General features: G+C 43.2%; 20 protein-coding genes. 11 read left to right on the top strand and 9 right to left on the bottom strand.

Annotated elements, in window-relative coordinates:
- Positions 1-28: 28 nt before the first annotated feature.
- Together R8O10_RS11375 and R8O10_RS11370 are read left to right on the top strand one after the other, a co-directional pair.
- Positions 29-739 (top strand): AzlC family ABC transporter permease, encoded by a 711-nt coding sequence (locus R8O10_RS11375; RefSeq protein WP_318191411.1) that lies wholly within the window; start codon positions 29-31, stop codon positions 737-739.
- Positions 739-1050: an AzlD domain-containing protein gene (locus R8O10_RS11370; protein ID WP_042521501.1), complete on the top strand. Its 312-nt coding sequence runs from the start codon at positions 739-741 to the stop codon at positions 1048-1050. Before R8O10_RS11375 ends, R8O10_RS11370 begins: the two co-directional genes overlap by 1 nt.
- Here R8O10_RS11370 and R8O10_RS11365 read toward each other — a convergent pair.
- Complete coding sequence (locus R8O10_RS11365) at positions 1047-1661, bottom strand: fumarylacetoacetate hydrolase family protein (RefSeq protein WP_017635857.1); 615 nt, start codon at positions 1659-1661, stop codon at positions 1047-1049. The genes R8O10_RS11370 and R8O10_RS11365 overlap by 4 nt on opposite strands.
- Positions 1662-1882: 221 nt before the next feature.
- Positions 1883-2941, bottom strand: a complete 1059-nt coding sequence (locus R8O10_RS11360; RefSeq protein WP_017821605.1) for a porin — start codon at positions 2939-2941, stop codon at positions 1883-1885.
- 609 nt (positions 2942-3550) lie between these two features.
- Here R8O10_RS11360 and R8O10_RS11355 point away from each other — a divergent pair.
- From R8O10_RS11355 to R8O10_RS11345, 3 genes are all read left to right on the top strand, one after another.
- A complete protein-coding gene (locus R8O10_RS11355) occupies positions 3551-4528 on the top strand; it encodes a porin (RefSeq protein ID WP_318191410.1) in 978 nt (325 codons plus the stop codon).
- Between the two features lie 464 nt (positions 4529-4992).
- Positions 4993-5850, top strand: coding sequence for a DMT family transporter (locus tag R8O10_RS11350; RefSeq protein ID WP_005375542.1), 858 nt, complete (start codon positions 4993-4995; stop codon positions 5848-5850).
- Between the two features lie 43 nt (positions 5851-5893).
- Entirely contained in the window at positions 5894-6508 is a 615-nt protein-coding gene (locus R8O10_RS11345; RefSeq protein WP_005385185.1) for a glutaredoxin domain-containing protein, read from the top strand.
- 127 nt (positions 6509-6635) lie between these two features.
- Here the strand turns inward: R8O10_RS11345 and R8O10_RS11340 are convergent, their stop codons facing one another.
- From R8O10_RS11340 to R8O10_RS11330, 3 genes are all read right to left on the bottom strand, one after another.
- A complete protein-coding gene (locus R8O10_RS11340; RefSeq protein ID WP_017635854.1) occupies positions 6636-6770 on the bottom strand; it encodes a hypothetical protein in 135 nt (44 codons plus the stop codon).
- Between the two features lie 133 nt (positions 6771-6903).
- Complete coding sequence (locus R8O10_RS11335; RefSeq protein ID WP_005375501.1) at positions 6904-7251, bottom strand: hypothetical protein; 348 nt, start codon at positions 7249-7251, stop codon at positions 6904-6906.
- 176 nt (positions 7252-7427) lie between these two features.
- Positions 7428-8621, bottom strand: coding sequence for a multidrug effflux MFS transporter (locus tag R8O10_RS11330; RefSeq protein ID WP_318191409.1), 1194 nt, complete (start codon positions 8619-8621; stop codon positions 7428-7430).
- 105 nt (positions 8622-8726) lie between these two features.
- Between R8O10_RS11330 and R8O10_RS11325 the strand changes: the two genes are divergently transcribed.
- Positions 8727-9614: a LysR family transcriptional regulator gene (locus R8O10_RS11325; RefSeq protein WP_025768470.1), complete on the top strand. Its 888-nt coding sequence runs from the start codon at positions 8727-8729 to the stop codon at positions 9612-9614.
- Between the two features lie 183 nt (positions 9615-9797).
- Positions 9798-11618: a putative bifunctional diguanylate cyclase/phosphodiesterase gene (locus R8O10_RS11320; RefSeq protein ID WP_318191408.1), complete on the top strand. Its 1821-nt coding sequence runs from the start codon at positions 9798-9800 to the stop codon at positions 11616-11618.
- A 106-nt stretch (positions 11619-11724) separates the two neighbouring features.
- Here the strand turns inward: R8O10_RS11320 and R8O10_RS11315 are convergent, their stop codons facing one another.
- Together R8O10_RS11315 and R8O10_RS11310 are read right to left on the bottom strand one after the other, a co-directional pair.
- The gene (locus R8O10_RS11315) at positions 11725-13008 is read right to left on the bottom strand and encodes a peptidoglycan DD-metalloendopeptidase family protein (protein WP_025768471.1); all 1284 of its coding nucleotides are present in this window, start codon (positions 13006-13008) and stop codon (positions 11725-11727) included.
- Between the two features lie 124 nt (positions 13009-13132).
- Entirely contained in the window at positions 13133-13762 is a 630-nt protein-coding gene (locus R8O10_RS11310; protein ID WP_318191407.1) for a hypothetical protein, read from the bottom strand.
- Positions 13763-13963: 201 nt separating this feature from the next.
- Between R8O10_RS11310 and R8O10_RS11305 the strand changes: the two genes are divergently transcribed.
- From R8O10_RS11305 to R8O10_RS11290, 4 genes are all read left to right on the top strand, one after another.
- Positions 13964-14365 carry a GFA family protein gene (locus R8O10_RS11305; RefSeq protein ID WP_025768472.1) on the top strand — a complete coding sequence of 134 codons (402 nt, stop codon included), beginning with the start codon at positions 13964-13966 and terminating at the stop codon, positions 14363-14365.
- A gap of 153 nt (positions 14366-14518) precedes the next feature.
- A complete protein-coding gene (locus R8O10_RS11300; protein WP_005375484.1) occupies positions 14519-15190 on the top strand; it encodes a YoaK family protein in 672 nt (223 codons plus the stop codon).
- A gap of 455 nt (positions 15191-15645) precedes the next feature.
- Positions 15646-17010 (top strand): YjiH family protein, encoded by a 1365-nt coding sequence (locus R8O10_RS11295; protein WP_017635848.1) that lies wholly within the window; start codon positions 15646-15648, stop codon positions 17008-17010.
- Positions 17011-17446: 436 nt separating this feature from the next.
- On the top strand, positions 17447-19318 hold the full coding sequence (locus tag R8O10_RS11290) for a methyl-accepting chemotaxis protein (protein WP_025768473.1): 1872 nt from the start codon (positions 17447-17449) through the stop codon (positions 19316-19318).
- A gap of 144 nt (positions 19319-19462) precedes the next feature.
- Here R8O10_RS11290 and R8O10_RS11285 read toward each other — a convergent pair whose 3' ends face one another.
- Positions 19463-19810 (bottom strand): hypothetical protein, encoded by a 348-nt coding sequence (locus tag R8O10_RS11285; RefSeq protein WP_017821612.1) that lies wholly within the window; start codon positions 19808-19810, stop codon positions 19463-19465.
- A gap of 232 nt (positions 19811-20042) precedes the next feature.
- The gene (locus R8O10_RS11280) at positions 20043-21200 is read right to left on the bottom strand and encodes an amino acid permease (RefSeq protein ID WP_136976483.1); all 1158 of its coding nucleotides are present in this window, start codon (positions 21198-21200) and stop codon (positions 20043-20045) included.
- Positions 21201-21688 lie beyond the last annotated feature (488 nt).

The following is a 21688-nucleotide window of genomic DNA, read 5'->3' as shown; positions in this document are numbered from 1 at the left end:
CTGATTTAGGAATAAATAAGAAGAAACTATGGACCACACTTTGCCGTTACAAAAAGAATCAAAAGCCACGCTATTTTGGCAAGGTACACTTGCGATGATGCCTCTGAGTATCGCAGTGCTCCCTTGGGGCTTACTCGCAGGCTCATTCGCAATTGATACTGGGCTTCACCCTTTGGAAGGACAAGCACTATCCGCCATTTTGTTCGCAGGTTCTGCACAGCTCGTCGCGATGGGAATGATTAAAACGGGAGCAGGTCTAGTGACCATGTTACTGACAACGTTTTTTATCACCTCTCGACACTTCCTCTACAGTGTATCGATGCGCAGTAAAATTGCACCGCTCCCTCTAAAATGGCGATTATCACTCGGCTTCTTACTTACTGACGAGCTGTTTGCGATTGTAGGCCACCATTTCGATAGACAATTTAATCGCTGGTATGCACTTGGGGCTGGTCTGAGTTTTTACCTGTTTTGGAATGTCGCGACATTGACGGGCATTATTGCGGGAAGTCTAATCCCTGAACTGAACGAAATGGGTTTGGAATTTGCTGTGGCCGCAACTTTTATCGCGATAGTAGTACCCACCATTAAAAATGCAGCGGTGCTCGCGAGTGTTATTGTGGCTTTGGTGAGCTCAGTTGCCCTAACCTATTATCAAATTGAGGGAAGTTTGATGATTTCGAGCATTTTAGCCATGCTTACTGGTTACTTTGTGGAACAAGTAAAGGAGAAACGCTAATGATCATGTTGGCTATTTTACTGATGACGGTACTTGTTTTCACCAGCCGCTACTTGTTTTTAGAACCCAAGCTGCCATTGCGATTAGGGACGCGCACTCAAAAAGTACTCAATTACGCTAGCCCCGCAGTACTGACTGCGATCTGGGCACCTATCGTTTTCATTCCCGATGGGGAGCTCAGCGTCAATGTGCAAAACCCATTTTTACTGGCTGCCGTACTGGCTTCTTTAATCGCTTATTTTACTAAAAATGTTCTTTTAACGACGGTTATCAGTATGGTGGTATTTCTCATTCTGCGAATTTGGCTTTAATCCGCCAACCACTCAATCTCCAACAAGGTGACATCGCCACACTTTAATCGACCAAGGAAGATGTCACCTTCATGTACCTCACCAACGCCCTTTGGTGTACCAGTCATCACTACATCGCCATCTTGAAGTGTTGTGTAACTGGTTAATTCATCCAGGATAGTTAGCGGCGGATAGAGCATTTGGTTAACGTGACCTTTTTGTACACGAACACAGTTAATTAAGAGCTCAAGGTTAAGGTCATTGATATCAATGTTATCCAAAGAGACAAACCGACTAAACACAGCAGAGCCATCAAATGCCTTAGCTCGCTCCCACGGCAACCCCTGATTTTTAAGCGAGGATTGCAAACCACGCTTGGTCAGATCCAATCCCAAACCAACCGCTGAATAACGTCCATCCTTGATCAAAAAGCAGATTTCAGCCTCATAATGAAGGGGCTCTTGATGGAATGAACGCAGAGTTGTTGATACGGAAGTTGCGGGTTTATTAAATACCACCATTTGCTCAGGCATTGCATTATTAAGCTCATGAATATGTTCAACGTAATTTCGTCCAACACAAAGCACTTTACCCACTTCTACTTTCTTTTCTTCAACTTGAATAACACTCATCATTCTTCCCTGCAAAACAAAAATCCCATCATAATCTAACCTATTGACTTAACGACACTAAATAGCAACCTCTAGTGTAAAAAATAAGACATTCACCCCGTTTTGAGTTTTGTATCATCTAATTGAAACAGCAAAGTATTTGTAAAACAAATAGACAAAAAAGCCAGCACGAGGCTGGCTTTAGATCAATGAGCTTGAATAATAGTTCTCGCTAAACCCTATTATAGGTAGTAACGAGCACCTAACGCCCATTTGTCATCAGTTTCACGACCATTGTCGTCATTTAGGTCAAATTGGTAACCCGCGTAACCAACAAATTTAGGCGTGAAGTTGTATTCTGCTTGTAGTGCCATTTCTTCACGAGCAGTTTCTGTTTTAGAGTTCTTAAACTCTTTACCTTCCACCATTTCATAGTTAACACTCAAGTTTAGGCTGTTCGCCAGAGCGTATGCGATGATCGCCTCGTACGCATCACTTTCTTCTAAACGGTCACCTTTTGCACTGAAGTTCATGTTTTCGTTTGAACCATAAACTGCAGCAAGGAATAGGCCTTGGCCGTACGCACCGTAAGATGCTGATACAACGTGTGATTCCGCCGTGTGCTTACCTGCATATGCAGGGTGCTGGAAATCGCCGCCATTGTAAGAGTAACCGATTTTAGCGCCCATGATTGAGTAAGAAAGCGCAGCTTGCACACGGTCATCGTATTTAGCACCGCCAGTTATAACTCCAGCATCGTTGCGCGTGTAATCATCGTTTGCACCCTGCCAACCAAGACCAAAGTTGATCACACCCGCTTCACCCAGCTCGATGGCATTACGGTAAGAAAGCATTTTATCCGCACGGCCAGTGCCAAGGTTTCCATGATCGTCATAGATGAAGTCGTTTGCAAACGCGATTGGCATATCTGCAATACCTGCGACATCGTAGTAAGGTGACCATTGCGTACCACCTACTGCACGACCATAAACCTCATGTGTTATACCTAAGTAACCTAGACGAGTTTTAAACGACTCTTCACCACCGTCTAAGTAGTTTAGCGCCCATTCACCACGTGCGTCTGCGGTGAAGCCATTACCCAAATCCTGTGTCGCAGAGATATTGATACGAGGAGAGTTAGTACCCACATCCGTGTCACCTTGCTCTGATCCATTTAAATTAACAGAAACGTGGCCGCCCATCGAAAATGTTGTGCCATCGTTATTATATAGTTCCACTGCAACTGCTTGAGTACCGAAGGTTGCTGCCGCGATTGCCGCTGCTAATAATTTTTTATTCATTTCTAAATCCATTACTTATTAGTTGGTTAGTCAGTTTTAGACCCGGCTTTGGTTCACTTTCGTAAAAACGAAATGATGAACAAAGAGAGGAATACAAAGGCTATCCGAGGCATCGTTTCCACCAGATTAGTTTTACCTTTGTGTAACAACTGCCGACACTTTATTTGATTAGTTCCTGACAACCGAGTGAAAAGATCTCAGACAAAACCTAAAAAGCAATCGTTTACTTAGCCTTCAAGAAATCGAGAAATAAAAACCTTACAATAAGAAATGCTTTAGAGAGAGTTAGCTCACAAATAGCTGATGATTCGCTATTTTTAGGCCAAACTTCCCTGCCAAATTGAAATGTTTACTTACATTTAGGGTCAAGAAACAATTCAGGAACTTTTTGAAAAAAACACAGTCTTCAACGGAGAGGAAAAAACCTCAAAAAAGATAAACCTTTCTTTTTATAAGTGGTATGAGAAGGGGCACTTATTCTCGCCAGCAATAAAAGTGCAATCAAATCATAACTTAACAGAAATCTATCTTTCATTTTCAGCCTTTACCTTAGCGTCATCAACACATCGGGCAAGAAAGCCCATCGATTACAACTAGGGTAATAAGAAAATGAAAAAGGCAGCACTAACTACTGCAATTCTTACAGCATTGGTATCAGCACCATCATTCGCAGCAACTGTATACAAAAACGACGGTACTGAATTAAAAGTTGGCGGCCGCGTTGAGTTTCGTGGTGACTTCATCGGTTCAGACGGTGCTGAAGTTGAAGGTTCCATGGAAGATAAAAGCCGTGCTCGTCTTAACCTAAAAGGTAAAACAGACATCGGCAACGGCCTTTCTGCTTTCGGTGTTTACGAAGCCGAACAAAAAACGGGCAAGAGTGAATTCAAAAACCGCTACATGTATGCAGGCGTCGACTCTGATATCGGTGCTTTCTCTGTAGGTCGTCAAGACATGGCTGCAGTCATCATCTCTGACATGACGGATATCACTGAATTCTCTGGTGTTCAGCAAGTTATTGATTCGTCTTCTGATAAGCAAGACAGCGTTTTCGCATACCGTGGTGCGTTTGATGCACTACAACTTCAAGCAACCTACCAAGCAAACTCTAGCGATAACGAAGATAAATACGGCATCTCTGGAATGTACTCACTACCAATGGGCCTCGACTTTGGTCTTGCATACTCTGGTGGCGATGTAGATAAAGATAACTCTGAAGATCAAATTCTAGGTGGTATCGCTTACTCGATGGACAACCTTTACCTAGCAGGTACTTATTCTCAAGGTTCCCTGACTGACTCTGAAGACTTTACGGCTTACGAGCTAGTCGCAAGCTACAAAGTAGCAAGCAAAGTGACACTTGCAGCTCTATACACAGCTCAAGAGAATGATCCAGACAACGGTTCAAAGTACGACACTGTTGAAGGTATCGAGCTTGTTGGTTACTACAAACTAAACAGCAACTTCCGTACTTACCTGTCTTACTACATCAACCAACTCGATGAAAAGAAGGATGTAGTAGATGGTAAAGTGAAAGTGGTTCAAGGTGAAGACACACTACGCCTAGGCGTACGTTACGATTTCTAATTCACTCTTGTCCTAAGAGCGAGTCCACTTGGCCAGCACCTTTGCTGGCCATTTTTTATGTACCCCAACACAACTCGATAAGTTTTCACACTATCCAAGCATCGCTCAGCAATGAAAAACGACCGTAACGACGCCTACTTCTGCCCTCTTTTAATGCGATTGATCACTAAGTTAGTGCATTTCATCTAATCGACAACATAGAAAAACCAAAAAACCATTTAAAATCAAATATATAAAAGTTGGCACGTGTTCTGCAATATTATTTATGCAAATGCATGGCAGCGTTTGTGCTTCTCGTTCTTTGTACCTGTTATAACAGGCACGTCCTTTGAATTGGTAATGTCGCCTCCCTCTGGGAGGCATTTTTTTATTGGCGCGAAAAACAATAGGACGTATGATCCCGCCACCTCTATCAAACTGGAATTTTTCAATTGAATCATCATCCTGTTCAAGGTGCGTCCTGGATGCTAACAGCTGGCTTGGCATTCGCCATAGTGAACAGCTTCGCCCAAATTGCTAGCATCAACTTTGGTGTCTCTTCCACCACATTTGCGTTATTCCAATATGCAATCGCCTTGTTTGTTATTCTGCCCTACCTACGTACACTTGGGATTAGGCGTTCTTTAAGAACCCAACACTTTGGCTGGCATGCATTCCGCATTTTTCTCTCTGTTATCGGGATTCAACTTTGGTTATGGGCTCTCGCTTACCCAGTTCCAATTTGGCAAGGCATTGCACTTCTCATGACCTCTCCGTTATTTGCCACAGTTGGTTCTGGCTTGTTACTCAAAGAGAAAGTAGGTACTGCACGCTGGCTCGCTACGTTGACGGGGTTTGTTGGTGCCATGATCATTCTTGAGCCTTGGGCAGACTCATTTACATGGGCGACCCTGCTCCCTGTTGGCGCCGCATTTTTCTGGGCAGCGTATTCATTAATGGTTAAAAAAATGTCGGTAAACGATCCGCCTTCAACCATGGTCGTCTATTTGTTACTGCTGATAACGCCATTTAATATCTTGTTAGCGATACCGACGTTTACTATGCCAGATACGTGGACGATATGGGGTGTGCTTTTAGCCGCAGGTGCACTTACAGCACTCGCTCAGTGGGCTATCGTTAAAGCATATGCAGTAGCAGACGCCTCATTTGTGCAACCATTTGATCACGCCAAACTGCCTTTGAATGTTGTTGCTGGTTGGTTGGTGTTTGGTTGGGTGCCACCTGGTCGTTTATGGTTAGGTGCTGCGATTATTATTGCATCTATTGCGTTTATTACGCATTGGGAAGCGAAAAAGACAAAGTTAGTTGAAAGAAAAATCTAATTTAAAAGTTCTATATTTTCAGGAAAGGAAATGAGGAACCCATATGAGTCAACCAATCAAAATTACACTGTATCGCTGGGCTGGTAGTTGGGGCCCATTCAAAGTCAATATTCCTTGTGGTGAATGTACATTAACCAAGGATATTTTAAAGGATACTTTTGAAAACGAACTAGCCGATGTGCCCGTTGAACTTGAAGTAAAAGATTGGTTATCGCACTGGTGGGAACCATTAAAAGCTGGTGCTTGGCATGCACCCATTCTTCTTGTCGAAGGGAAAGTTATCAGTCAAGGAGAAGCATTGAATCGGGGTGTGCTTGTACAGTCTGTTATTGCTGAGTGGGTAAAACGCGATGAGCTAAAAGGCAACATTGTTTATGGTAAAGCAACTTGCCCTTACTGTGTCAAAGCCAAACAATTACTTGACGAGGCTGGCGTTCAGTATGAGTACCATGATGTAGTTAAAGACAGCGCCGCCTTATACCGCATGATTCCTGAAGTAAAAGCCATCATTGGCGAAAAAACACCGGTAACAGTGCCGCAAATCTGGTTAGATGGAAAATATATTGGAGGCGCTGACGATTTAGAAAAGTGGTTATCAGCAAAGGGGCTAGATAAAGTGCCTAACAATGTTGTGGAGATACCAAGCCAATCCGCGTAATTCTAGATTTAAATGTCATCAGTCTTTGAGTAGCGTTTTGCCAATGTTGTGCAATATGTTGGCTACTTACTAACAACAAAACAGAGAAAAGCAAAAAGCCCTGATTTTTCAATCAGGGCTTTTTAAATTATTTCGCCAGTTTTTTAATAACACGAGCAAAAACAGAAGCTTTTTTCTTCTTCGCTTTACCGTAAAGCGCTTTGTGCATCGCGTCTTTTGCAATCATCTGGCCAATATAAGCACCACCAAGTTCGTTACCCATGACCTTCTCCTGAATGTATTGACTTAACTATGTTGTAATTTTACACCACAATTAGATAAAAACAAGACTCCAGTCACATTTATTTTGTAATTAACTTTCAGTTTGATTTTCGTGGATTTCTTGAAATGAGCGTCTATCGCTTAGGTTGTTGGTATGTTTTACCCGCTGCGACGTACGTATCTTTCTGTTTGATTTCAAAGAATGTTTCAAAGAACCACGCAGCAAACTTGATCAAGTGATCGCCTTCATTCATGACGTGCTCTACGTATTCTTGCTCTTCTCCGGACTCATCTTCTTGAGTGGTAATATGGTAAATACGTTTCTCACCATCAACTTCTGCAAGGCCAAACTGACCCGTTAGGGATTGCGCCGCTTGTGCAACTTCTTCTTCCTCACACGCCTTCAAGATTTCAAGTGCCTTTGGCATGCTTTCTTGCTGAGTAATTTCTTTTACCAGTGTTTCAAATTCGTTTTGTTGCATTCTTTCACCTAACGATTAGAGATCGGATAGCCATTGGGCAGAAATGTATTCCAAGCTTGAGAGAAGTATCAAGGTTCGCCCTCTTCCTTTCAAACCAAGTCATTCAGTATACACAACAGGCCAGACTTAATTTAGCTGCGCATTTTAGAAAGCCGACCTTCTGGTTGCAAGTATATTCAGATGGAAGTTTCTGCTTGAACCGTCCCTTCTGGCACTTTACGAAATTGGCTTAGTACAAGAACAAAGCAAGAAAGTAACGCAATAAACAAATAAAACACCCCAAGCTGCTGCTGATTCGTAACCCATGAGTCTACTAAGTACCCACCAAACAAACCTGCTAAACACATTTGAATAGAACCAGATAGCGCAGAAACCGCGCCTGCCTGTTGCTTATGTGGTGAAAGTAGCAAACTGATCGATACCGGGAATGACATTCCTTGAGCAAAACTTAAACACGTGAATGCCGTCAGCAATGAAAATACACTGAAGGGGATAACCAACAACATGAAGCCTGCAACAGCAACAATCGCGAAACTCATCAGCAAGATTTGCTGAGCTTTGTAACGAGCATTGATCAAGTTCAGCACTAAGCTACCCGTCAGCAAACCAACTGATGGTATGATCATCAAAGAGCCGTAATCTGCCGCCGTTAATCCTAACTCTTGTTGCATTAAAAATGGATACAAGGAGAGAGTAACCAGAGCCGATAAATAACTAAGCCAGTTGTAGCTCGCACTACCAATCACTTGTGTATTCGTTAACAGACGCAAATAGTTCGCGCTTACTTCGCCTACTTTAAATTTTCTCTTCGGATAAGGCAGCGTTTCTGGCAGCACCAATAAACCAAGTGTAAAAATTGCCATTAAGTAAATCAGTACAAACACGAAGACAGCATGCCAACTCAGGTGAAAAGCAATCCAGCCACCAAACAGCGGAGCAATAATTGGCATCACAGATGCCGTGACTGAAATATAAGATAGCGCTTTGGTTAATTGCATACCGTCATAACTATCACGCAGTACTGACCGACCAAGTACCGAAGCGCTGCCCGCTCCTAGGCCTTGCAGTAACCGTCCCGCTTCAAGGGCAACAATGTTGTCCGAAAACGCGATGCAAATAACCGTACCAACTAGATATACACTTTGCCCCAGAATAAACACCGGCCGACGACCAATCGCATCAGACAATGGGCCGTAAAAAAGCTGAGAGATACCGAAGCCAACGAGAAATAGCGTGACGAGATTCTGAATCGAATGTTGCGGCAAATTCAAGTCATGACCAATCAACGGCAAAGAAGGAAGATAAATACTAACGCCAACTTGGCCTGTGGCAATGATCATCATCGCTAATAACAATGGTGTTTTACGCAAACGTTCCTCCTACTTTGTGACAGATTGATGGCAAACAGTGTATATTTGATACTCAAAGATGATAATCAGCTAAGTTGGAAAGGAATTAATTCCCAAGGAGATACAATGGACTGGATTCAGAGCGTGAAGAGTTATATTCGTGTGGTCGAAGAAGGTAGCTTTAATGCAGCAGCGCGGAAACTCAATACCACCAGCTCAGCTATCAGTAAGCGAGTTCAATGGCTAGAAGATAAAATTGGCGTTCAACTACTCAAACGTACGACCCGCTCAATTAGCCAAACTGAAGCTGGTGCGCTGTTTTATCAACGAGCAAAAAGTCAGCTTGATTCATGGCAATCGGTATTAGATGAAACTCGCTCAGTCAACCAATCACCAGCGGGGCTATTAAAAATTGGGGCAACGCTGGCCGTTGGTTCTAAATTTCTAGTTCATTATCTTGATGATTTTCTTGATAAATATCCAGACATCACACTTCAATTAACAACAACGCTACCAGGCCAATTGCCAGAGCTAAGCTTAGACCTGTTTATTAGCCGGGAATTAGAGCAACTGAACTCTCTAAGTTTCAAAGCTACTGCACTTTTCGAACATAAAGCCCAGTTTTACGCCGCGCCTAGTTATCTAAAGAAATATGGCACACCACAATGCGTTGAGGATCTGACAGAGCATAATGTCCTGATTTGGGGAGAAAAACCCTCACGAGAAATCAAAACAAATCGAGGCAAACGTATCAGCTTGTCCGGTAACTTTGCCACGACCAACCCAGAAGCGCTGTTTCATGGTGCCAAAAGAGGCATGGGTATTTTGATGACGAACAACGTCATGATCAAAGATGATCTCAAATCCGGCGCGTTAGTCCCTATCCTGCCCGATATCACAGCGGATAAAGCCACTGTATATGCCTACTATCCAAAGCTGGATTATCAGCATACCCGAACTAAGCTATTCCTCGATTATCTCAAATCACGATTGGAAGAGGAGAAGCGCGCCTAGCTTAGCGTTTTTATCGTTATAGCTTTAAAAGGTTCAAGCATAAAAACATGAAAATAATGATTTGTTCGTTCACAAAATTTGAAAAATCTGCCTTAGTAACCGATAGTTTATTTGATGCATATCAAATAATAATTCGTCGTGTCTTACACGATATGTTAATAACAACGCTAGGTGAAATGCTCAATGGGTCAGGTACAAATCAGTTTCCACAAAATTGATGAGATATTGAAGCTAAACGGCACGGCTCAGCTAAACCGAGTCACGCTAGATATTCATCAACACTTGCAGAGCCATTGCACTTGCGTTGTAGAAGTTGCGCATCTTCAGCATTCGGCTCATACCATCTCCTTCGCCAGCAATGGAAAAATTACAGACAACCTAAGCTACCACCTTTCAGGCACCCCCTGTGAAAAAGTGGCGAAAGACATTGGCGAACATATTTTCTATCAAGACCAGGTATACAAGCGTTTTCCTGAAGATCAGATGTTTCAAGAAGATGGCATTCAAGCTTACATTGGCCTGCCATTGAAGACACAAAATGGCGAAGTTCTGGGAATTTTACTGTCTACCTTTACCCGAAGCATCCACGCGAAAGAAGCGCAAGATATCCTCGACTTCCACCGATTTTATGCCAATGTCATTATTCATAGCTTACGTGAAAAGTGGGTCAGTGAACGTTCAGATAAGCTTCTTAATCAGCTTAGCTATGAGGTATCGCATGATAACCTAACTGGACTGCTCAACCGTAGCTGTTTAGCTGATACCTTGGAGACATTAACGCAGCAGGCGACTCGCCCATTCAGTTTGGCGTATCTTGATATCGATAATTTCAAATCGATCAATGATATCAACGGAAACTATATCGGCGACCAAATCATTAAGTTCACAGCTAACGCCATTCAACAGAGCTTGTCGTCGCCAAACAATGCGTTCCGTGTTGCAGGAGATGAATTCGCCTTCATCACGTACGACGAAGATCCTGTCGCCGTGTGTCAGGAAGTACTCGACAAAATTGAAAGCGGCTACAGCGACAAATCTAACCGGATTTCTTTCACCGTTAGTATTGGTATTGCACGTGCCCCAGTACATATGTTGAACAGCGATGAGCTGATTTTGAATGCCAGTCTCGCTCTCAAAGATTGTAAAAAACACCGCGATACACGGATTCAGCATTACGACACACACCTTAGTGCGTTATACCACCGTAGGACGCAGCTTATTGAGGCAATGCGAATCCAGCTAAGTACTGATATACAAGACAGCGATGAGTTATATGTAGTGGTTCAACCGATCGTCGATATCACGAGCGACCGCTGGAATTACTTTGAAATTTTGACTCGTTGGAATAGCAATATCTATGGAAATATCTCTCCAGCGGAGTTCATTGAAGCTGCCGAGCAATCAGGCCTGATTATCGAGTTAGGTGAACGGATTATTGAACTCGCGTGTATCGCAAAGCAAGAACTCGAAGCGAACCTAGGCTATAAAGTCAAACTCTCCATCAATTGCTCAGCGTATGAGCTGGTTGATTCCAACCGTTATATTAATCACTTAACCAACATGGTTGAAAAGTATCAGCACGAAGCAAAAGACTTTGTTATAGAGCTCACCGAGACCGTCTTACTCTCACAAAGTGGCCGTGAACAGATGGTACTTAACTCGTTGCGATACTTGGGTTTTAAAGTCGCACTGGATGATTTTGGTACGGGATACTCAAGCTTGAACTATATACACAATTATCCGATTGATAGCATCAAAATCGATGCTACCTTTGTGCAGAACGTGCTCTCAAATACAACCTCTGAACAAGTAGTGTTTTTGATAGCGCAATTGGCAGAGCTGCTTGATGTGGATTTGATTGCCGAAGGCGTAGAAGACGATAGAGCACTACAAAAGTTAATTGAAATGGGCTGCCACTACATCCAAGGTTATTTTTACTCTCGTCCACACAGTGTTGAAGAAATCGTACACCTGATAAATGAACGTGAAGTGCGGAGTGCCTAACGTACTGAACAGACTGCTGTCATAGAATTCAAATCTAGTTAATGCACAAAGTAAAAGAGACCAAGCTATGCTTAGTCTCTTTTTGTTTTTTGAGCGAAGTACTTTATTACAGCACTGCTTTCTCTTTATCGCGTAATAGTCTATCCATTTCATCTCTGTTCGCGACAAAAGTAGCCATCTCTTTCTTAGGAACAGAACTCGCCATTGGGATATTTGCTCGCATAGCGTTAACTGGACGGCCGTATTCAATCAACTCATAGTGAAGGTGTGGCCCAGTCACTCGACCTGTTTTACCAGAAAGACCGATACGCTGGCCTCGAGAAACCTTTTGCCCTTTCTTCACCAAAATCTTACTTAGGTGTAAGTAACGGGTTTTGTATTTGCTGCCGTGCTCAACAACCACGTAGTTACCCGCATAAGGGTGTTTACGAGTCATGATCACTGTACCATCACCAGTAGAAACGACTGGTGTACCGGTTGGTACAGCAAAGTCAGTGCCGTTGTGCGGCGCAACACGCCCCGTTACTGGATGTAAACGATTAGGATTAAAGCCAGAACTGATACGCCAACGGCTACTTACAGGGTAACGCTGGAATGCGCGCTGTAAGCTTTCACCTTTGGCATTGTAGAATTGACCATCAGTATGAAGGTAAGCGGTGATCTCGCGGCCGCGATTATAAATCTTAATCGCCTCAATTTCGTTCTTACCTGTTGGTACACCATTGATGCTTTGTGAGCGACGAACAACTTCAAATCGATCACCTGCACGAAGATCACGTCCAAAGTTAAGTTGTTCTTTGAGTAAGCTTACGACTTGACTCACTTCCGCCGACGTTAAACCTAAACGACTCGCAGAAGAAGAAAAACTGCCTTGAATAACGCCAACTAAAGGTTCTTGGCTCCACACGCCAGGAATGGAAATATCAGTAAAGTCATAGCTACCATCACTATTCAGCTTGTAGACCACTTTATCTGCAATAGAAAATTGCAGTTCCATTTTCGCTAACTCGCCTGTCGCATCATCACGCCAGAAACGGAGCGTATTGCCCGGCTTAAGTGTATCAAGTGCCAAGTAGTTCAAATCCGTTTCCATTACTTTCATTAACGAGCTGTAACCGAAACCGAGCTGACTAAAAATAGTGCTTAGGTTGTCACCTGCTTGGATTTGATATTCGAAGTTCGGGGGAGTGACAACTTCGGCAGTTGTCGCATCAAGAATTTTTTCAACGACCTGAGATTCAGGTAGGTTCAATGCGATGGTTTTGGTTAAAGATGACTCTTTGAGAGAGTGAGAAACACCAATCGCAACTAAAACTGGCAAGGAGTATAACAGCAGCGCTCTACGACTTGTCAGATTCGGCAACCGTCTTGTAATTTCATTTGTAGACACGGGAATTACTATCTCCTTTCAAACAAGGCTCATAGCTTATGCATTCCCGAATAAGAAATCACTAGGAAATTTCGAGATCTAGCGCAGAAAATACTGAATTTTTACAGAACTCAAAAAAAATTCATCACTGTTGCATATGTAAGTTATTCCCTACACGCTGTAATGTGGATGAATTGAATTGATTTGGCTTGTCTGCCATTGCTTGATCGTCACCGTGCGCTAAATATGAAAGCGTGATAGTTGTATCACTTTTCCATTCGAGCTGAGTAAATTTCACGCGGTCACCAACAAAAATACTGTCTAAAAGGACAACTCGGCTCGGCACGGGGTCAAACTTGAACAAGCCAACATAGTTAAACGAACCGCTACCTTGTGTCGTTACAATCATCGGTGCAACAACCCATGAAACACCTTCAATCTCACGCTGACTAATCGACGCAGTTGGAACAAGTACCTGACCTTTCGTCGCACCTGCATCATAGTCACCTATCAAATAGCCGTTTTCTTTATCCCACTCATCAAGAAAAGTGACCGCACCCTGCTCGGGGACTTGTATCGTCCAAGGATTACGTGCAGTGATACCAAGCGTCTCTTGCACAATAACGTTCGTTTCTACTTTTGTTTGAGGAAACTTAGCCATGATCTCGTCATCAGACAAACTAAAACGATAAACACCTGCGATCACAACCACAACTAATAAAACGATTGGAATAAGTAGAATAAGTGGTATCGGCAGGATTTTTTTGTGAGTCATGAAAGCTTCCTTGTTTCAAGGTATAAACGAAAAAGCGAGTATACCATTGTATACCCAAATGATTTCACCTCTTCAAGTGTTTCAAAATTAAACTAAACTGATTGTATCCAAATAGTTTCAAGTCCAGAGCTCATAACGAGCTAGTGACACAAGCTCTGTGCTCTAGGTCTATTGGTGTATTGGGACAAATAGGTAATCACGATGACAAAAACCATTCATACATGCGAGTGCGCCTGCGGTTTAGTTGAGATCCGTTGTAAGGGAGAGCCCACCCACACGTCTGTCTGCCATTGCTTCGAATGCCAAAAACGAACTGGCAGTGTTTTTGGGGTACAAGCTCGCTTTGAAAAAGAGCACGTCACTTTAAACGGTGAAGTCACTAGCTATACCCGAATTGGCGATGATGGCAGTGAGGTTCAGTATGACTTTTGTCCATCCTGCGGCACGACAATGAGGTTGTTCGTTGCTGCATACCCAGAAATCATGATCATTCCTGTCGGTCTATTTACCGATAAAGAGTTCCACCAACCTACCGTTTCAGTCTATGAACAAATGAAACACGGGTGGGTGAGTTTCGAATGCACAACGGAACACATCTGCTAGCGGGCAATCCACGTTCACATATTTACTTTGGCTCGGACAAACACCCTATAAGTGAGATTTTTTTGAGAATGATCAATCGAGTTTTACTGTAAAGGGTTTCGTAACTCGGTGTGAGCGTTATAATCGGCTCCTAATATTTGGTGGGGGTTTATTGTGATTTCCAGACTTCCTCGTTGGGTGGAATATGGCGCGTTTCTACTAGCTCTTCTCGCGGGCTGCGTCAACGCCGTTGGTCTTCTCGGCTTTCAACACCAAGCGATAACTCATCTTTCGGGAACCGTAACTCAGCTAGGGAACAGCTTGCTAACAGGTGTGGATAGCTCCATTCACCTGCTCTTCATCGTATTTAGCTTTTTGATTGGTGCTGCCTTTAGCGGCTTTTTTATTGAAAGCAGTGCGTTAAAACTAGGGCGAAGATATGGTGTTGCACTGTGCATAGAAGGGAGCTTGCTCTTACTCAGCTTGGGCTTTTTGGTACAAGGGGATTTGTACGGCCAATATCTAGCATCAGCAGCATGTGGACTACAAAACGCAATGATCACCACGTTTAGCGGCGCAGTAGTCAGAACCACACATATGACCGGAATCATCACCGATCTAGGGATTATGATTGGAGAGAGCTTGAGAGGTCGTCAATTTGACCGACGTAAAGCAAAATTATTCCTATTCATTTTCTTTGGCTTTTTGTTTGGCGGCGTCGCGGGAGCGGCTCTATTTACGGTATATGGTTTATATACGCTGGTTTTCCCAGCAATATTGGCTTTTTCTACGGCTCTGATTTACTGGAGTTACCTATACATACTTAGCCGTCAACAAAAAGCATAAAATTTCGATCCGATTGAAGCGACATGCTTCAATCGGATTTGGCTCAATAGGTTCACACTGCAACGGTACAAGAAACGCTGAACGGTATTTTGACACCACTAAAAACCTTAGAATAGATAAGGCTAACTGAATTTCTGGCTAAGAAGTTAGTCAGATCAAAATCACATTTGTTTACCATTTTATTATTCCAGTCACAATGCGCCCCATAATTCACTGCGCAATTCGCCCCTCGTGCTACAATTTTCTAACACAAGCAACATATTCGCATACACTTAGACGTTATTTGACCAATTACCCGACAAATCGGCTGAATAACTAGATGTATTTAATGAATAGTATTGCAATGGATGCAGTTTGCGGGTACCCTCCGCAAAACTGTGATTAAATACGGATGTTTAGTGAATATTTATGTCATGGAAATGGCAAGTATTGACTAGTAGTAACACGAGACAACTATGCATAACACCACTAATGCTACCGAAGCTCCTAAGGGCAACTTTTGGATGTTTTTCATCCCTTCCCTAATTGGTCTTCTACTCTTTATGGCTCCGATCTCTTACGATGGCGGCCTAACCATTCCCGTTGCAGTGATGGCAAAAGTCATCCCAGCGGTGTTAGGCGATACCTTGATTGCTATCGTCACCAGTATCATCGCTTTCATGGCCGTTGCTTCTGTTCTTTGCAAAATTTTTAAGCCAGCTGCAATTTTACGTAATGGTTTTTTAAACGGTCTCTTCAACCCATCTCCACTTTGGCTCGTTGTTCGTTTAATCGGCGGCGCTGCCGTGTTAATGACGTTCTTCCAAGTGGGTCCAAAAGCAATTTGGGAAGAGAACACTGGCGGGCTTGTTCTTACTGGTCTTCTACCTACTCTGTTTGCCGTTTTCATTTTCGCGGGTTTACTGCTTCCGCTTCTTTTGAACTTCGGTCTTCTGGAGCTATTTGGTGCGTTACTCAGTAAAATAATGCGTCCGGTATTCAACCTACCTGGCCGCAGTGCAATTGACTGTATGGCATCTTGGTTAGGCGACGGAAGTGTTGGTATCTTGCTAACCAGCAAGCAATACGAAAATAAGTTCTATACTCAGCGTGAAGCGGCTGTTGTCGGGACCACTTTCTCAGCAGTATCGATCACGTTTAGCTTAGTTGTTATCGCTCAGGTAAAACTAGAGCACTTATTTTTGCCTTTCTACGGCGCTATCTGTCTAGCTGGTATCGTAGCTGCGATTATCATTCCTCGCCTGCCTCCGCTTAGTCTGAAGAAAGATCGCTACATTGACGGCAGCAACCCAGATAAAGACGCAGATGCAGTGCCAGAAGGCCACACCACATTCTCTTGGGGTATGGATCTAGCTCTTAAGCGTGCTGGTCAAGTCACATCGGTTCAGTCTGTATTTAAAGAAGGCGTACACAACGCAGTCGACATGGTATTTGGCGTACTACCTGTAGTTATGGGTCTTGGTACCGTCGCATTGGTGATTGCAGAATACACGCCTGTATTTGCAATTCTGGGTCAACCGTTTATCCCATACCTAGAGCTACTGCAAGTCCCTGAAGCTGTTGCAGCATCACAGACAATAGTTGTTGGCTTTGCAGATATGTTTATTCCAGCAATTTTAGCGGCCTCAATCGATAACGAAATGACACGTTTTGTTATTGCAGCAATGTCAGTAACTCAGCTTATCTACATGTCGGAAGTAGGTGCCCTACTGTTAGGCAGCAAAATTCCAGTAAACATTGTAGAGCTCTTCGTAATTTTCATTTTACGTACGTTAATCACGTTACCTGTGATTGCTGGCGTTGCTCATCTTATTTTCTAAAATCGAGACGTCAATTAACAAAGGCTCCGCATCGTCGGGGCCTTTTTTATACCTAAAACTCCGTCCACATTAGGCTTTTAGTAAAAAGCTCATAATTTACAAAGACAAAACTTAAACAAAACACCTGTCAGCACCAACAAAATTTTCATCACCTCACCTGTAAAACCAGTTGATACCACTGTTTGTTAAGCAATTCTTTTCATTATGACGATTTCATTAATCGAGCTCGCAAACATGATCACACTCACAAGTTTTAACGTAAATTGTCGGTTTGTTTAAATTTAGTTAAAAAAGACGACAAATGAGTTCATGTTTTTGACAAAGATGTCGATAAAAATATAACCAAACACAATAGGTTTCTCTTTATGCCCAATTCGCTCGGTTTAAAAGAGGCGAAAGCAAAGTGGAACCAACCGGGAGAATCAGAGGAAAGCTCATGAAATTCAGACATAAGGTTGTCACAGCCTCTTCATTTTTGCTGCTAATTACCGTGTCGTTATTGTCGACACAACAAGTTATGACCATCCGCTCCCAAACTCAGGAGCAAATCGACTCAAGTGTAAACGAGATATTGACCAGTGTTGGTAACACTGTGCAATCAGAAATGAATGCAAAGAAGGATCTCGCTCGCTCCATTACTGAAGTGATTGAGCTTGATCCCAGTTCACATAGCTATGTTCAAAACATACTTGAAAGACCGACGCCAAAAAGCAGCTTCCTTGCCATCGGTTTTGGTTATGAAAGTAATGGCTTTGTGATTGAAAATGACGACGGCTGGGATGCGGGTCCAGACTACGACCCACGTCAGCGTCCTTGGTTTATTGCAGCTAAGAGCAAAGGCGATTTGGTCGTAACCGATCCGTACGTCGATGCGTCTTCGAAAAACGTTATCATCTCTGTTGGTACGCCAGTAAAAGAAAATGGCCAGTTTTTAGCCGGTATGTTTTATGACCTCGAATTAACTACCCTTTCTGATCTGGTCAACCAAGTGAATCTGTTTGATGCTGGTTACTTATTTCTGATCACCGCTGATGGCACAACCATTGCTCACCCTCAAAGTAAGTATAACGGCGAGAAGGTCGGTAGCTACCTCCCGCAAATCGAACTTACGCAATCAGCACAACATGTTGAGATTGATGGCAACCGCTACATGGTTAACCTGACTCACATTCCTGGCGAGAACTGGTACGTAGGTTCGGTGATCGATGAAGCTGTTGCCTATTCTGCCGTAGGAGAGCTTCGTAACAACGCTATTATTTATTCAATCATTGCCGTGATTGCATCTATCATCGCCCTAACTCTGTTGATTCGCACTCTCATGCGTCCTTTGGACACGCTAAACAATGCGATTAAAGATGTAGCATCAGGGAAAGGCGACCTTACACAACGCCTCGAAACAGATACTGACCAAGAGTTTTCTGAGCTTGCCACAAACTTCAATACGTTCATGGAGAACTTACAACAGCAAATCATTGAGTCGAAACGTATTTCTGATCAAATTTTAAACGGAACTCAAATCACCGCTGAGGGCGCAAAAGACTCGGCAGGCGCAATTCACACTCAGCTGCAAGAGCTAGAACAACTTGCTACCGCGATGCATGAGATGTCTGTCACCGCGACAGAGGTTGCTAATAATGCGCAAGGTGCGGCAAGTGCAGCTAAAGAAGCCGACCAAGCAACGGTTGAGGGGTCTTCTATCGTTGGTGAATCGACACAAACGATAAACATGCTTTCCGATAGCATTGACCTTGCAGTCGAAGAAGTACAAGTGTTGGAATCTGCTACCGCCAATATCGAAACGATTCTAAAAGTCATCAACGATATTGCGGACCAAACAAACTTACTCGCGTTGAATGCCGCAATCGAGGCTGCACGTGCGGGAGAATCTGGCCGAGGCTTCGCCGTTGTTGCAGATGAAGTACGTACACTGGCACAACGTACTCAAGAGTCGACAACAGAGATTCGTACTATGATTGAGCAACTACAATCTGGCGCTTCATCTGTGGCAAATGCCATGCATCAAAGCAAAGGTAGTGCTATAGAGGCCGTTGAAAAAGCGGGTTTAGCAAATAGTGCGTTACAACGCATTCGTGACGCGATTCAGCGTATTTCCGATATGAACTTGCAAATTGCCTCAGCAGCGGAAGAGCAAAGCCTTGTCGCTGAAGAGATCAACAACAATACGGTGAATATTAAAGACCTATCGACTCAAGTCGCCGAATCAGCAAATCGAACCAACGACGCGATGCAGGCGCAACAAGAAGATGTACATAAACAAGATCAAATCTTAAATAGATTTACTGTCTAACACTCATTTAAGCAAAAACAGCGAGCACCGGCTCGCTGTTTTTGTTTTTAACCCTCAACCCTAGTATTGGTCGATGTTACATGTGCCATGTTGGTGCTATTAAGCTCAACATTACAAGAACGCCGACTATGTGTCCTTTCAAGTTTAATTGAACTCGACATGGATATAACGGTCATTAGAACGACGATAATAGCGGTCGTCCACTTTTAGATAAGTGAAATCTCCAATCTTTATGTAGGTACTATTCCGAGGAATTCGGTCATGGTAATAGTAACTGCGCCTTGGTCGTCGGGTCTCCACATAAATAACGTCACGATGTTTGTGTTTATGCTTGTGCTTGTGCTTGCGCTTGTGTTTATGATGGTGGTGATGCGCATGATGGTGATCGTACCGATGTCCATGCTTATGCTTCGGGTCAGCCACCGCTTCTGTACTCAACACACCTAAAGACAACATAACGCCAACCATGGCAAAAGATAATTGCTTTGACACAACAGAGCCTCTTATTCATATCAACATCGATATAATAGAAGGGTGAATCACTGTACATGTCAGCCTTTCGCTAAGGAGTTTTACTAAAAAGTCAGCGCTAACCGTGATTATCAGAGAAACGTCAAACATCACAAATACTGATGACTTCGAGTGGCCTGGGTTCGGCTATGAACACAAAAAAGCCGCCCGTTTGACTACGAGCGGCTCAGTTTTTAAATAAACTAGCGTGATTCTATACTGCTTGGGCAAACAGCAAGAAACAGCCGAATAGGAAGATCATGCTCATTCCCATTGCGCCGCCACCAGCTTCATAAATATTGTCATCTTCTACCGGCACTCGGCGCACTTTCATGGTCATTGATAATGGGACAAAGACCGCGAGAAACACGAGAATAATCCCCGCGTAGCTGAGAATAGCTAGGAAGTGTTCTGGCGCAAATACAGCACCTAATAGTGGTAGCACAAAAGTAGTAACAAAAATCACTGGCTTACTTGCTTTCAGTAGGTCTGCATTTTGATCGTATAGCGCCATTGCAACACCTAAGAACGACGTTAGTAGTGCCAAACCAGTAAACATGGATAGGATGAAATCTAAGCCCTCGTATTGCTGACCTAGTACCGATATCAACTCTGTTACGTTGGAGTATTGAACAAGCTCATGAGGTGGTAGGTTGCCGACAACCGCTAACAACCATAATAGGTAACAAACAAGCGGAATAGTTGAGCCCACGATAATCATATTACGCAGCTGTGTTTTACTCGCTTCTTTGTTGTAAGTTACAAGCGATGGGATCACGACCATAAAACCGAAACTGGTGAAAAGCACCGAACTGGTTTTGATAAGTGCCATTTTATCGTCGCTCACAACCTCATCAAGTCCTTCAAACGAGACGCTTGGTGCAAGCGCAAAAAGTGTCAGGATCAGCGCTACGATCATGCCTAGGAACAAACCGCGATTCAGCTTATCTACTACCCCTGTACCTGCCGAAACAATGATACCAACTAAAAGAGTAAAACCGACTTGGCTTGAGATCGTAGATGTTGGAAGCCCAAATGAGGCTGTTACTTTTTGTACGAGATCACCCGCACCAATGATGTAAGCCATTAATAGACAAACTAACAGGGCGTAAAGCAAGCTGTTGGTTACCAACTGGCCTCCTTTACCAAGCGTTTCGCGAGCAATTGCATTCATGCTCACACCACCACCTACTTTACAACTGGCTTCAAGAAGGAGCAGCGCAGCATAAGTCGTTCCAGCCCAGATGAACAACATAAGAAGAGTGCCCCAAAGGAGGCCAAATTGAGCAAGCACCATTGGTATAGCAAGCATACCAGCGCCAAGAGCAGTACCTGCAACGATCAGGGAGCTGCCGACAAGTTTTAGGTTCACGGTTAATACCTCTAAATTCAATCCGTTAATTTCTCACCAGTTGTGCTTTATCTAAAGCACACAACAAAACGCTCCGACTTAGTCAAAATTTGGTTACAAGAGCACTATGTTACAAGAGCCCTGTATGGCTAAGAAAACACGCAACAAAAGGTGGTTAATCATTTGCACATGAACACTTGAGAGTCGTTTTTGGCGATGTCATCGTTGATGAAATGTGCGCAACTTTGGGTTCGAAGCAAAATTGTTCATCTTAATTCATCAACCCCATTCGTTATGAATGGATTTGGTTCGAAAAGATTGTAAGGCATAAGCAGGACGATTGAAAAGCAAAAGGTCAATCTTATAGCGATATATTTTAACAACTCTTATCTTTTACCTAAGATGTGTTGTTTTTTTCGTCACTAATTAGTCTTTTATCGCTTAAAGAGAAGGAAGAACGTGCTCAATGGCTCAATTTGGCTGGGTGTACAGATTAATTTACAGTTTAA

It is taken from the genome of Vibrio sp. 1727 (assembly GCF_033344415.1).
In the GTDB taxonomy this organism is placed as follows: Bacteria; Pseudomonadota; Gammaproteobacteria; order Enterobacterales; family Vibrionaceae; genus Vibrio; species Vibrio alginolyticus.
This window is presented reverse-complemented; position numbering and strand designations above follow the sequence as displayed.